15 protein-coding genes are annotated in these 13,429 nt (G+C 45.6%); 1 reads left to right on the top strand and 14 read right to left on the bottom strand.

Translation table 11 applies throughout. The annotated features are described in order from the left end of the window. Positions 1-91: 91 nt before the first annotated feature. From LRL21_RS16620 to LRL21_RS16610, 3 genes are all read right to left on the bottom strand, one after another. On the bottom strand, positions 92-973 hold the full coding sequence (locus tag LRL21_RS16620; protein WP_240416921.1) for an Rpn family recombination-promoting nuclease/putative transposase: 882 nt from the start codon (positions 971-973) through the stop codon (positions 92-94). Further along, entirely contained in the window at positions 973-1,494 is a 522-nt protein-coding gene (locus tag LRL21_RS16615) for a deoxycytidylate deaminase (protein ID WP_240416920.1), read from the bottom strand. The genes LRL21_RS16620 and LRL21_RS16615 overlap by 1 nt, the downstream gene beginning before the upstream one ends. Before the next feature lie 79 nt (positions 1,495-1,573). Beyond that, entirely contained in the window at positions 1,574-2,266 is a 693-nt protein-coding gene (locus LRL21_RS16610) for a ComEA family DNA-binding protein (RefSeq protein ID WP_240416919.1), read from the bottom strand. Between the two features lie 60 nt (positions 2,267-2,326). Here LRL21_RS16610 and comER point away from each other — a divergent pair, with 60 nt between their 5' ends. Next, complete coding sequence (comER, locus tag LRL21_RS16605; protein ID WP_240416918.1) at positions 2,327-3,160, top strand: late competence protein ComER; 834 nt, start codon at positions 2,327-2,329, stop codon at positions 3,158-3,160. A gap of 99 nt (positions 3,161-3,259) precedes the next feature. Here the strand turns inward: comER and leuS are convergent, their stop codons facing one another. The 11 genes from leuS to LRL21_RS16550 all read right to left on the bottom strand — a co-directional run bounded on the left by leuS (position 3,260) and on the right by LRL21_RS16550 (position 13,329). Beyond that, positions 3,260-5,710, bottom strand: a complete 2,451-nt coding sequence (gene leuS / locus LRL21_RS16600) for a leucine--tRNA ligase (protein ID WP_240416917.1) — start codon at positions 5,708-5,710, stop codon at positions 3,260-3,262. Between the two features lie 394 nt (positions 5,711-6,104). Next, on the bottom strand, positions 6,105-6,797 hold the full coding sequence (locus LRL21_RS16595) for a TraX family protein (RefSeq protein WP_240416916.1): 693 nt from the start codon (positions 6,795-6,797) through the stop codon (positions 6,105-6,107). Positions 6,798-7,115: 318 nt separating this feature from the next. Beyond that, positions 7,116-7,910, bottom strand: a complete 795-nt coding sequence (locus LRL21_RS16590) for a class I SAM-dependent DNA methyltransferase (RefSeq protein ID WP_240417089.1) — start codon at positions 7,908-7,910, stop codon at positions 7,116-7,118. A 36-nt stretch (positions 7,911-7,946) separates the two neighbouring features. Further along, positions 7,947-8,879, bottom strand: a complete 933-nt coding sequence (locus tag LRL21_RS16585; RefSeq protein ID WP_240416915.1) for a CvfB family protein — start codon at positions 8,877-8,879, stop codon at positions 7,947-7,949. Continuing rightward, positions 8,876-9,223 (bottom strand): ribosome silencing factor, encoded by a 348-nt coding sequence (gene rsfS / locus LRL21_RS16580; RefSeq protein ID WP_240416914.1) that lies wholly within the window; start codon positions 9,221-9,223, stop codon positions 8,876-8,878. The genes LRL21_RS16585 and rsfS overlap by 4 nt, the downstream gene beginning before the upstream one ends. A gap of 39 nt (positions 9,224-9,262) precedes the next feature. Beyond that, positions 9,263-9,835, bottom strand: coding sequence for a bis(5'-nucleosyl)-tetraphosphatase (symmetrical) YqeK (gene yqeK / locus LRL21_RS16575; protein ID WP_240416913.1), 573 nt, complete (start codon positions 9,833-9,835; stop codon positions 9,263-9,265). Continuing rightward, positions 9,813-10,412 carry a nicotinate-nucleotide adenylyltransferase gene (locus tag LRL21_RS16570; RefSeq protein WP_240416912.1) on the bottom strand — a complete coding sequence of 200 codons (600 nt, stop codon included), beginning with the start codon at positions 10,410-10,412 and terminating at the stop codon, positions 9,813-9,815. Before LRL21_RS16570 ends, yqeK begins: the two co-directional genes overlap by 23 nt. Positions 10,413-10,438: 26 nt before the next feature. Continuing rightward, positions 10,439-10,732, bottom strand: coding sequence for a ribosome assembly RNA-binding protein YhbY (gene yhbY / locus LRL21_RS16565; RefSeq protein ID WP_240416911.1), 294 nt, complete (start codon positions 10,730-10,732; stop codon positions 10,439-10,441). Positions 10,733-10,823: 91 nt separating this feature from the next. Next, entirely contained in the window at positions 10,824-11,681 is an 858-nt protein-coding gene (gene aroE, locus LRL21_RS16560; protein WP_240416910.1) for a shikimate dehydrogenase, read from the bottom strand. A gap of 21 nt (positions 11,682-11,702) precedes the next feature. Beyond that, complete coding sequence (yqeH, locus tag LRL21_RS16555) at positions 11,703-12,824, bottom strand: ribosome biogenesis GTPase YqeH (RefSeq protein ID WP_240416909.1); 1,122 nt, start codon at positions 12,822-12,824, stop codon at positions 11,703-11,705. A gap of 7 nt (positions 12,825-12,831) precedes the next feature. Next, the gene (locus LRL21_RS16550) at positions 12,832-13,329 is read right to left on the bottom strand and encodes a YqeG family HAD IIIA-type phosphatase (protein WP_240417088.1); all 498 of its coding nucleotides are present in this window, start codon (positions 13,327-13,329) and stop codon (positions 12,832-12,834) included. Positions 13,330-13,429: the final 100 nt, after the last annotated feature.

Raw genomic sequence — 13,429 nt, 5'->3', positions numbered from 1 at the left:
AACACAAAAAAACCTCTTGCACCTAAGGGTGCATGAAGAGGTTCTTCCCCATAATAGTAATAATTATGATTATCTTTGTAATACCCGCTGTTTACATATTTACATATTTGCGAATCTCAGCTTCACTTTGCTTGAGAACTTTAGCTATTGTTTCAATTGACATACCACCAGCATACATCTCTTTAACTACTTCAATCCTGCCTTCTTGTTTACCTTCTTGTTTACCTTCTTTCCTGCCTTCTTTCCTGCCTTCTTGTTTGGCATAGTTAATAGAGGTTATACTATCCATCAATTCCTTTTGTCTGGCATCGATTTCGTGCATTTTAGCTTCATCTGCAAATGCTTTAATTCGTTCCAAGTATGCATCTGAAAGCAATGAATCTTTATCTGAAATCATTTTCAATTCCTCCTCAGATTCAGCATTTAAAAACTTCAACCATAGCTCAAGCCTATTTACAGGCTCTTTTGATTCAGTTAGCTTGGGAAGCTCCAAAAAATGAAGTGATAAGTGATCACTAAATAGTTTGCCATCTTCTCTTCTGATATTGAACTCAGTATGATAATGAGTGATATCTTTATTCGTCTGTAGGTTAAAGTCTACAATATTTATACAAATCACTTTTCTTAAATGAGAATAGTCAAAGCCTTCAGGAATTTGTCTTCCATACAGCTTACTCCAATAATAAAGAGATCTCTCACTAAACATATTGTGACTGCTCAATTGCACTTCTATATTGGCTTTACTACCACCCTCTAGAGATGCAAGCACATCTAAAATACTTTTCTTTTCAGCAAGATTCTCTTTGGCAAGCTCATTATTGATGATCTCTTCAACTTCCACTTTGCTGCCAACTACTGCGGACAAAAAATCACCTAATATTACCTTGCTGCTGCCAAATACCATCTTGAACAAAATATCCAATTTCATAGGAATGAATTTTTGTGGTATATGGTTCACAAATCTTCTGTCCATCACTCCGCGCCATCCTTGATAGGATCACTCGTTCCAGAAGGCGGTACATAGGACTCCAGACTGCGAAAAATAATTCCCTTTTGCTCCATCAATGCTGTCACCTTGGCGCTGTCCTTATTGTATGGACGATGGTACACGATTTCGATAACTCCGCTGTTGGCCAGCATGTTCGAGCAGGTCCAGCACGGCTGGTCGGTTACATAAACGACAGAATTCTCACGATCCTTTGGATCTGTAAACAACAGCAGATTTTGCTCGGCATGAATGGTGCGGATGCAGCGTTGTTTTTTGAGAACCTGCTCTGCGCCTTCAAGATTTAAAAGCTCATATTCCTCTACAAGCATGCAGCCAGCTTCCGAACAATCCGGCACCCCCATAGGCGCACCATTATAAGCAGCACCCAGAAGTTTTTTCCCTTGCACCAGTACGGCTCCGACATGTCTGCGGTTACAGCGGGAACGGGTTGAAGCCATATAAGCCATATCCAGAAAGTAAGTGTCCCAATCTTTGCGGGTTGTCATTAGTTGGTTCTCCATAAGTTATAATAGAATAGGTATTGATACTATTTTCTCATACTTTTCCTCAAAACAAAAGGCTTGATCAAGGTTCCAGAACCAGATAAGGCTTCATTTTCTCCAGCAGCTTCTCTCCGATCCCTTTCACATCCAACAGCTGATCGATTCTCTGAAAACCTCCAATTTGCTTGCGATGGGCAATTATAGCTTTGGCTTTGGCTTCACCGATGCCAGGTATGGTAATCAACTGTGCCTGCGTGGCTTTGTTAAGATGCACCGTGCCTTTAGTTGATACTGGCTTGGAAGCTGGGTCAGGTAACACGGGATCGGGCTTGTTTACGGGAGAAGCAGCCTCTAACGCCAGTGGGTCCGGATTCGTTTGGGCGGTAGCCGATGTATCCTTGGGAACATTTTTATCTGTGACTGCTTTTGCGGGTGTCGATGCATTCTTTCCCTGCTCAGCGGAAATTTCTGCCTTCTTCAGCTTTTCTTCTGATTGCTTGAGTAAAAACGTTTGCATCTCTTCATTAGCATTGTGCCATCCGGTTGACTGGGGAAAACTACGCCCATACCAAGAGTAACCGCACCACGCCATGACCAAAATAATAGCAGCAGTTACAAGCCACACTACCCATTTGATGCTCCATCCACTGTTAAGGTTCAAAAGTAAATTCCCTCCGTTCTGGTGAGAGTAAATTTGAATATGGTTCATCATTGCATTCCACCCTAAGCGCTTATTGGACCCTTCATTTTCGTGACCATGGCTCAATTGCTGCATAATCCCAACCTCATCCGCATAGGCATAAAGGAAGGTCTATTGATCCAAGGGGGGATGGCTATGCAAGTTGGATTCATCGGTACAGGCAGCATGGGCAGCATATTAATCGAAGCGTTCATTCAAGCGGGTGCGCTCCTGCCGGAGCAAATTACGATCACAAACCGCACCCTGTCCAAAGCAGAACGATTAGCAGCTGCCTATCCCGGTATCCGAGTTTCCCACTCCAGCATCGATGTTTTACAGCATTCCGAAATATTGTTTATATGCGTCAAGCCATTGGAGTATAAAGCAGTCATTGATGAACTGAAGGACGAGATAGATGGTTCACATATATTCGTGTCCATAACAAGCCCTGTGCTTATTAGTCATTTGGAAGGGCAGCTCAACTGCAAGATTGCCAAAATGATACCCAGTATTACCAACTATGTATCCAGCGGTGCGACTCTATGTATGTATAGCGATCGCATGTCTGAGCAAGATATTGAGCTAGTCGAGAACTTACTTGCCTTCATCAGTACACCGATACGTATATCCGAGGAGCATGCACGTATTTCATCTGACCTGACAAGTGTTGGACCGGCATTTATAGCTTATTTCATACAAAAATTCGTCGATGCCGCAGTTGAAGAAACCGGAATTTCCGAGCCTGAAGCGACACGACTAGCATGCGAAATGCTGCTTGGAACAGGCAAGCTGCTGACCGTTGGCGGGTTTACACCTTTATCCTTGCAAAAACAGGTTGCAGTGCCCGGTGGAATTACGGCCGAAGGGCTCCGTATAATGGAAAATGAGCTGCACGGGATGTTTAATAAACTGATCCGCACAACTCATTCCAAATATGAAGAAGATGTGGAAAAAGTGAAAGCCCGGTTTTTCGGCGCAAGTGCCGACTAACGCGATGCTTTCACGTTTTCCTCGTATGAACCGTCCGCGCAACCGGACGGTTATTTAAATTAGTCAAGCAATCATGAGTCGATTGGCAGCCAGGCTCAATTAGCCAACTACGATGTTAACAAGCTTTCCTTTTACCGCGATTACTTTCCTTACAGTTTTGCCAGCCATAGCTTCCTGGACCTTCTCAGAGCCCATCGCCAATTCCTGCAGAGCCGCTTCATCGGCATCTTTGGAAACAAGTGCGCGCTCCACGATTTTTCCATTCACCTGTACAACGATTTCGATCTCATTATCTACAGTCCATGCTTCATCATACACTGGCCATTCGGCATAAGTCACTGAGCCCGTATGCCCCAGCTTCTCCCACAGCTCTTCAGCGATATGAGGTGCGATCGGGGAAAGCATTTGAACAAAATGCTCCATCGCTGCTTTGGGCAGACGATCTGTTTTATAAGCCTCGTTCGTAAAAATCATCAATTGGCTGATTGCTGTATTAAAGCGCAGTGCTTCGAAATCCTCGGTAATTTTTTTAATCGAACGATGCCAGGTACGCTTGAAGGATTCACTTCCCAAGGTCTCGTCAGAGGAAATCTTGGAATGCAGCTGACCATTATCTCCGACAAACATCCGCCAAATCCGGTTCAGGAAACGGAAGTTTCCTTCAACGCCGTTAATATTCCAAGGCTTCGTCGCTTCTAGCGGCCCCATAAACATTTCGTACATCCGCAGTGTATCCGCGCCGAATTCATTAACGATCTCATCCGGGTTGATCACATTACCACGCGATTTACTCATTTTTTCATTGTTTTCACCCAAAATCATTCCTTGGTTGACCAGCTTGTGGAAAGGCTCTTTTGTTGCAACCACACCCAGATCGTACAACACCTTATGCCAAAAACGTGCGTACAGCAAGTGAAGCACCGCATGCTCGGCACCGCCAATATACAGATCCACCGGCAGCCATTTTTGCTGAAGCTCCTGTGAGCACAGCTCCTTGTCATTCTTTGGATCGATAAAACGCAGATAATACCAGCAGCTGCCTGCCCATTGCGGCATCGTGTTTGTTTCGCGGCGCGCTTTCATACCGGTCTCAGGATCTATAGTTTCTACCCATTCTGTGACAACAGCCAGTGGTGATTCTCCTGTACCCGAAGGAGCGATTTGCTCGATATCCGGCAGCAGTAAAGGCAATTGATCAACAGGAACAGTTTTCATTGTGCCATCCTCAAGATGTAAAATCGGAATCGGCTCTCCCCAGTAACGCTGACGGCTGAATAACCAGTCACGCAGTCTATATGTGACTTTACCGTGACCTTTACCGTTCGACTCCAGCCATTCAACCATCGTGGCAATCGCCTGCACATTCGTCAATCCGTTCAACAGCTCTGAATTAACGTGCGCTCCGTCTCCTGAATAAGCTTCCTTCGTAATGTCACCGCCTGTTATAACCTCAACAATCGGCAGATCAAACTGCTTGGCGAACTCCCAGTCACGTTGATCATGCCCAGGTACAGCCATAATCGCGCCTGTTCCATAACCAGCCAGCACATAATCGGAAATCCAGATCGGTACCTTGGCGCCATTTACCGGATTGACCGCATACGCACCTGTGAATACACCGGATTTATCCTTGGCCAGATCCGTTCTCTCCAGATCGCTTTTATGTGACGCTTTTTCCTGGTAAGCCTTCACTGCTGCGTCCTGTTCAGGTGTTGTAATGCTCGCTACCAAATCATGCTCAGGAGCCATAACGCAGTAGGTGGCACCAAAAAGGGTATCTGGGCGAGTGGTAAATACCTTCAAGCCCTCACCTTGATGTCCGTCAATCGCAAATACGACCTCGGCACCCTTCGATTTCCCGATCCAATTCCGCTGCATATCTTTAATCGACTCAGACCAGTCCAGCTCCTCCAGATCGTCCAGCAGCCGCTCTGCGTACTCTGTAATTCGCAATACCCACTGACGCATCGGCTTACGCACGACAGGATGATTACCACGCTCACTCAAGCCGTTGATAACTTCTTCATTAGCCAATACCGTACCCAGTGCCGGACACCAGTTCACAGCAACCTCATCTACATAGGCAAGTCCTTTGTTATACAGCTGAATAAAAATCCACTGCGTCCATTTATAATAATCCGGGTCGGTCGTGCTGACCTCACGGTCCCAATCGTAGGAGAAGCCCAGCGACTTGATTTGACGGCGAAAATTATTAATATTTTTGATCGTTATGTCACGGGGGTGCTGTCCCGTATCCAATGCATGCTGCTCTGCAGGCAGTCCGAATGCATCCCAGCCCATCGGGTGCAGCACGTTATAGCCGCGCATTCTTTTATAACGGGAAACAATATCCGTGGCCGTGTAGCCCTCCGGATGTCCTACGTGAAGTCCGGCTCCCGACGGATAAGGAAACATATCCAACGCATAAAATTTCGGTTTGCTATCGTCCTCCAGCACTTTAAAGGATTTATGATCGTCCCAATATCCTTGCCATTTCGGCTCGATGGCCTGTGGGTTATAGCCCTGCTGTTCTTTGATTTCCTCTGTCATTCTGTTAATCCCCTTTCATTATGTCCAAACAAAAAAGCCCCTCATCGCTAGCGCAACGGCTAGGGACGAGAGGCGTGCTTCCCGTGGTACCACCCTAGTTAACAGCGAGCATGCTTTGCCCGTGTTCACTCTTCCCCTTAACGCGGGGGCAACGATCCGGTTAGACTTGTGTTTGCTCTGTTGACGTATTCAACCTCAGCATCGTTCAAGCATTGACCTTCTGGCTCCAAGACGAGTTCACTCTTCCCATTTGCCAGCTCTCACCCTAACACTGACTCTCTGAAAAATGGTACGTAGCTACTACTTCCTATCACTGCCGCTAGTTCATATAAGGCGATTATATGTAAAAAACAGCTGCTGTGTCAAGTCACGCCTGCTTGTACACACCGTTTTTTCAATAAAATAGCCATTTGATAATGGCAAGAATGAATAAATGTGCAGGATAAAACGATAACCAGAGCCACCGTGGAATGGTAAATGGGATTGGCCTTGCTTTGGCTCCCCAAATCAGCCAGATCGTAGACACCATACTAATAAATTGATAAATAACGCCGCCTGTCCAGTAGTAGTACAGGTTCAAGAAAAAATGCAATAGCAAGGCAAAATAGGAAGATGTGTACCTGAAGATCAAAATCATCATCAGCGCGTAAGTGCCGTAATCTGTTGGAATCCAGCTGAACAGCAGGAAAGCGGCACAAGCAAACAGGATTTGCAATAAAATAATCCGCGTACGCTCCATCGCAATCAAGGTTAATATGCATATAAAAAAGGTTCCGATCACATTCACTTCCAAATAGTCGAAGGCCCACATAAATGGAAATTGGGATATGACCGCTAAAATTCCTAACCGCAATACGTATTTCTGAATATCATGGGTATACAGGTATCCTTGGACGATACCAAAAGCATACAGCGGAAAAGCAATCCGTCCAATAAAGCGCAATATCAGAAATTGATCCGGATATAAGGCTGCTCCAATATGATCAATGAGCATGGTCAGCATGGCTACGATTTGGAGAAGCTCCCGCTGCATGCCGAGCGGTTTTGCCTTAACCAAGGGCTGCACAGTGCTGTTTTCATCGCTCATAAGGGATACCCGCTTTCTCTGTTAAATAGTGTTCTCCATGCCGTGAATAAACCTCGATGGCCACTATTAAAGCCAATCGAGGTCTATTTGGCGATAGTCAGCATGATTAGAGAGTTTCCTAAATGGAAAAGATAACAATATGAGCTGTCAATGGAACAGCGGCAGCAGCTCCGATCACTCAGGAACGAGGTGGGTCATATGTTAGGTATCATGAACGGAATTTTGTTAGCTTTACCACTTTGGGGAATCATTTTATGTATATGGAGTCTACTTATGAAGCTGTAGCAGCGCAGAAGTGTTGGTTCAGATTAAGCCCAACTACTTCCTCGCTACAAAAAAAGCACGCTGCGTCGAATCTGTTGCTGGCTTCCACACAAAATCACCGTAACAAAGCACTTCGTTAAAACCAACCGCCAATAGCTGCTGCTTCATCCATGCAAGTGAGTAGGCACGCTGCGAATGATATTCCTCCAAACGTTGGAAAAAATCACCGTGCTCATAGCCAGATTTCCCATTACTCGCAGGAACCTGACTAAAGATAGTTAGTGAATGCTCGATTTCGCAGCGCTCCTCATCCAGCTCGCTCGTCCAAATATAAGCAATATCGTCTTCATTTAGAAAAAAGGGCTGTTCCTCCGCATAGCTTTCCAGCTGAAGGGGAGTGTGCACATCGAACACAAATATACCCTCGGCTTTAAGACCATTGTATGCCTGTCTGAATGCCTGCTGCACATCCTCTTCCTCCAGCAAATAATTCATACAATCACATAAGGAGATGACCGCATCAACCTGAACCGGCAAGGACCAATCACGCAAATCCTGCTGCAGCCAGGTTATTCGACCTTTTCCCTGAAAAAGATGCTGAGCTTCAGCTTCCTGTGCCTTTTGCTGCGCGACCGCCAGCATATCCTCTGAACTATCGATGCCATAAACTTCGTGACCTTGCTTTGCAAGTGGCAGCGCTATACTGCCTGTTCCGCATCCAAGATCCGCTATCGTTTGTGGATGGCCATATTGTTTCCAGCACTGCTGCAGAAATTCGAGCCATTCGGCGTACGGCATGTCCTCCATCAATCGATCGTAATAATACGCAAACTGATTATAAGCCACAATCATTCAGCACCTTTACTAATTGACAATTTACAGCTATTATTCTCCGTCCGACTGACTCTCAGTCTTCAACTCCTGATTATCCTCAGGTTGTTGCTCCTGCCTCAGATGAGTCCAGCTGCCTTCCTGATAAACAAGGCCTTCACGCATTAATTTACCAATTGCCCGTTTAAAAGCAGATTTACTGATCTGGAACCGTTCATTAATCGCATCCGCAGGGGATTCATCCGAATAAGGCATGGAACCGTTTGGTCTTTCACGCAAAAAGGCAAGAATCCGTTCCGAGTCCTCATCCCGTCCAACCTCTTTTACCGCCTTCATCGAACAGTTCACATTGCCATCCTCACGAACAAAGCTTATCCGCACATCCACCTGCTCACCAAGACGCAGCTTTCTGGTCCGGTCCGTGGAGTGGATCATACCAATGACACCAAATCCAACGACGCCTCCATCACATACAACAAAGGTACCCATCTGCAGCGGCTTGTACACTCTTGCGCTAACCCAGGTGTTCTTCCAGCTGGTTGGAGCATCAAAGCACATCGGCTTAAGCTCTGCCTCACCGGCAACTCTGGCCAGTAATCGACCTTGACGGTCATGGGCAAGTTCAACGAACACCTTATCCCCTACCTGGGGACGAAGCTCACGCAAATCCGGTTGCTCCCTGAATGGAAGCAGCAAATTGCGGCCCAAGCCCATTTCCAGAAAACAGCCGAATCGCGGGTGAATATCAACAACTTCCAGAAGTGCAATTTCACCGAGCTGGATCAATGGTTTTTTCATCGTACTGGCAAGACGATCCTGGGTATCGTAGAACAAGAACACATCTACCGAATCACCCGGCTTAATCGTTCCTACGACCTCACTGTAATGGAGCAATACTTCCTGAGTGCCGTCCGTTACAAAATAGCCGTGTGGAGCGATTTCCTTGGCAACCTTCAGTTTATAAGTTCTTCCTGCATCTAATATCATACGCGTTCTACCACCTTGGCATCTGACCATAGACGCTCTATATTATAATATTCCCGATCTTCACGATGGAAAACATGAACAATCACGTCACCCAAATCAACGAGTATCCAACGTGCTGTATCCATACCCTCTAATCCACGTACGCGTCCGCCATTTTGTTCAGCTTTTTTACGAATTTCCGTAGCAATAGCCTGAACCTGAGTTTCTGAATTACCATGGCATATAACAAAATAATCCGTAATCAGCGAAACCCCCTGTAGGTTTAACGCGATTAAATTCATTGCTTTTTTATCTTCAGCCGCTTCGACAACAAGGTCTACTAGCTTTTCTGGTGTAAGACTCATTTTAATTCCTCCTCGATCTAACTGTATGACAAATTCAATCTATCCAACGGATTTCACTTCATCTACGAGGCCGTTTCTTGCCTCTATCGTTAGTGGATACACCTTTTTTCCCTTTTCCAGCAAAAAAATGATCGTTCCATCAAACGCCATCAAGAGAGCTTTCTCTATACTATATTCGGCGATTTCTCGAATCTTATGCACACCCGGAAAATCTCTTCCAGGCTCAATATAATCTGCAAGACAAACGATTTTTTCCAGCTGGGTCATAGGTTTACGTCCGGTAGTATGATAACGGATTGCATCCAATACCTCTTCATCATTAACACCATAATCCCTCTGGGCTATAAAGGCTCCCGCATGCGCATGCCAAAGCTCTTTATCATACTCCAGCAAATCGGCTGGCAATCCATGATCACGAATAATATTACCTTGATCCTTGACTGGCCAATATTTACAAACATCATGCAGCACGGCAGCCAAATGCGCCTTGTCCGCATCACCATGATAGCTCCTTGCGAGCAATACAGCCGTCTCCATCACACCTAACGTGTGCTCCCAACGGGCAGCAGGCATTTGAACCTTTACCGCATCAATCAGCTGCTTGCGATTCATAAATCCGATTCACCACCATATATTCATTTACTCGATCTGGCACTAAATAGCGAACCGACTTCCGTTCAGCCTGACGCGATCGGATCAAGCTGGATGAGAGCTCAATCAAAGGCATTTCCACAGCAATAACCGCTTTACGTATAGCTTCTGGCAGCAGATTCAAATCCCAAACATAACCTGGACGCTGCAGGCCGATAAATGTAATTTTCTGCACCAATTCATTAATCCGGTACCACTTAGGCAAATACTGTACCATATCCGCACCAATAATATAGGCAAAATGAATATCGGGATGAACCTTAAGAAGCTCGGTTACCGTATCAATGCTGTATGAAATCCCGCCCTTCCTTAGCTCAAAATCAAAAGGACGAAAATGGGAGTGGTCCTCGACCGCTCTACATACCATGTCCCAACGCTGCCCAGGCGTAGCCATCGGGCCTTTTTCCTTATGAGGGGGCACATTTGTTGGCATGAACCAGACCTCATCCAAGAAGGCCTGCTCACACGCGTGTTGGGCAGCAATCAAATGTCCGATATGAATAGGATCAAAGGTACCTCCCATAATTCCAACCTTCATGCTCTCACCTCTTCTAGCTCAAAAATCTATACTGGCAGCACAATTGTTTTGTGGTCCTTGGACTCTTTGTACAAAACGATAATTTTACCAATAACCTGCACGAGCTCAGCCTCCGCTTGTTCAGCCAATTGTTCACCGACTTCTTTGCGATCCTCGCCACTGTTGTTAAGCACTGTAACTTTGATCAGCTCGCGTACTTCCAATGCTTCGTTGATATGTCTGATTAAATGCTCGTTCACTCCACCCTTGCCCACCTGGAAGATCGGGTTCAAATGGTGCGCTAAAGCGCGTAAATGTCTGGTTTGTTTACCTGTTAGCATAATGTTCGTTATCCTCTATTCTTGAGTAAATATAGTTATCTGTGGTCGGGCTTGACATGTATTCAAAATTGCTGCAAGCTCCGACCATTTTTTACGTGTTAAATGAATCAATGACAGCCTGACGCATAGCCACAACCGGGGCTGAAACCCCTGTCCAGTACTCAAAAGCATAAGCGCCCTGGTAAATAAACATCCCCAAGCCACTGTGTATGGTAACACCCCGAGACTCGGATTCACGAAGAAACTTTGTAACCATCGGGTTGTAAACCAGATCGCTGACAATCGTTGTATTGAGAATCAATGAAGTATCCATCGGTACTTCATTGACATTAGGGTGCATGCCAACCGAAGTATTATTTACGATCAAACCAACCTTACCGACTATGTCCACTATTTCATCGAGCCCTAAGCCCGTAGCCATGGTAAAACTGGACATGGATTGTGCCAATTCTATAGCTTTATCACGGGTACGATTGGCAATATAGATATGTGCCGCGCCCTCCATGGCTAATGCATATCCGACACCACGCGCTGCACCACCTGCGCCGAGCATCAATACATGTTTGCCTCGCAAATCGATTCCCGTTTCTTCCTTCAAGGACCGTACGTATCCGATACCATCCGTATTATGACCAACAAGACGACCATCCTCATTGACAATCGTATTGACTGCACCGATAACTCGGGCGCCTTCATCGATTTCATCCATATAGTCCATGACCTCTAGCTTATGTGGAATGGTAACATTGACACCACGAAATTGCATCGCACGGATTCCATCAATAGCAGACCTAAGCTGCCCTGGTTTAATATGAAATGCCGCATAAGCCGCGTTAATTCCCGCTTCTTCAAAAGCGCGATTCAGCATAATCGGCGATTTGGAATGGCGAATCGGATCCCCAAATACACCATACAGAATCGTGTTGCTGTCTATTTTCTGTTTCCCCATTATTACTTCGTTCCTCCCGCTCTATATCATTGCCTCACGTACAGCAACCTTAACTCCCTTGGGAACATGAATAGCCAGATCAGCGCCACTGTCACTGTTTACTTTAATCCAGCCCAGGCCCGATATCGATACATCATAAATTTTACCCTTCGGAATACGTACAGGTACCTTGGTCAGCTTCGGCAGCAGCTCCAAGGCTTCAAGAGTCGGCGGTGCGAGCATGACACCTTTGTGCTCTGCATACAGCTCATCGGCACGTTCAAGCTTGGTCCGGTGCGGGGTGATTGAATTGGATACATAAAAGGTAAACGATTGACGCGCACCTTGGATAAAATCAAACCGTACAAAGCTTCCGAAAAATATCGTCTGCTTCTCATTTAATTGAAATACGACCGGCTTGACGACTTTATCAGGCATTAACGCAGCCAAATCCTTCTTGCTCACAAGCTCTGTCAACCGGTGTGGGTACACAATACCCGGTGTATCAATAATAAAGGTACCGTCATCCATTGGTATTTTCACCAGGTCCAGCGTCGTTCCCGGGTATTGAGACGTTGTCAGCTCTGCTTCCAGGTCACTGTAATCACGGATCAGACGGTTAATCAATGTCGATTTACCAACATTCGTGGCTCCAACGACATAAATATCGCGGCCATTCCGATGCTCGTCCAATGCCTTGATCACACGGTCAAAGCCCAGATTCATTTTGGCTGAGCACAGCACAACTTCAACAACCTTAAGACCAAATTCACTAGCCTGTTTACGAATCCAGTTAATAATTCTGTTGTAATTCGTTACTTTCGGGAGCAAATCAATTTTGTTAACGACTAGCACAATCGGGTTATCCCCGACAAAACGCGGCAAGCCGCTGATTAAGGTACCTTCAAAATCAAAAATGTCGACAATATTGACGACCAGCGATTTTGTATGGCCTACGTGGCTCAGCAGCTTCAAAAAATCATTGTGGTCTAAAGTAATGCCTGAGGACTCGTTATAATTTTTCATACGAAAACAGCGCTGGCATATGATCGGTGAACGATCCAATGCTTGCGCCGGAACATAGCCCAGCTTGTCCACATGCTCCATTTGCAGCTTCACACCACAGCCGGCACATGCTTTTACTTCTGCAATCTTTTCTGTCATGGTTTACCTACCTTTTCATCCAACTTGTAGCTACTTTCTCGAGTGAGCGATTGACAACTTTCGTAAAAAAACCTTCATCACCCTTTGCAATTGGAAGCACCAGAATTGTAAATAGCCCCATTCGGTTCCCGCCAAGCACATCGGTCATCATCTGATCCCCAATAACTACTGTCTGACTTGGCAGCAGTTTCATCATACCAAGTGCTTTGTGAAAGGCCGCACTGGTTGGCTTTTTGGCCCGATAAATAAAAGGCAACAGCAGTGGTTCAGCGAATTTGCTAACCCGCAGCTTATTATTGTTGGAAACAATCACGACTTGAAATCCAATCTGTCCGACAACCTTGAGCCACTCGATTAATTCAGGCGTAGCCAGTGGTGCTTTGGCTCCTACGAGTGTATTATCCAGATCTGTAATAATACCACGAACACCTTTGGCCCATAGTTCATTGAGATCAATATCATAAATCGTGTTGACTTGTAATTGTGGAAGCAGCCTTTTTAACAAAGAAATCACCTCGGGAACGATCATACCTACATACGTCAAACTATACCACAGCCAGTTAGGTGTGGCAAAATAATAATAACTATAGGCAGCAAAAAGCCTG

Origin of the sequence: Paenibacillus periandrae (genome assembly GCF_022458865.1) — a bacterium.
In the GTDB taxonomy this organism is placed as follows: domain Bacteria; phylum Bacillota; class Bacilli; order Paenibacillales; family NBRC-103111; genus Paenibacillus_S; species Paenibacillus_S periandrae.
The sequence above is the reverse complement of the archived record's forward strand: the minus strand, read 5'-3'. Positions and strand labels throughout refer to the sequence as shown.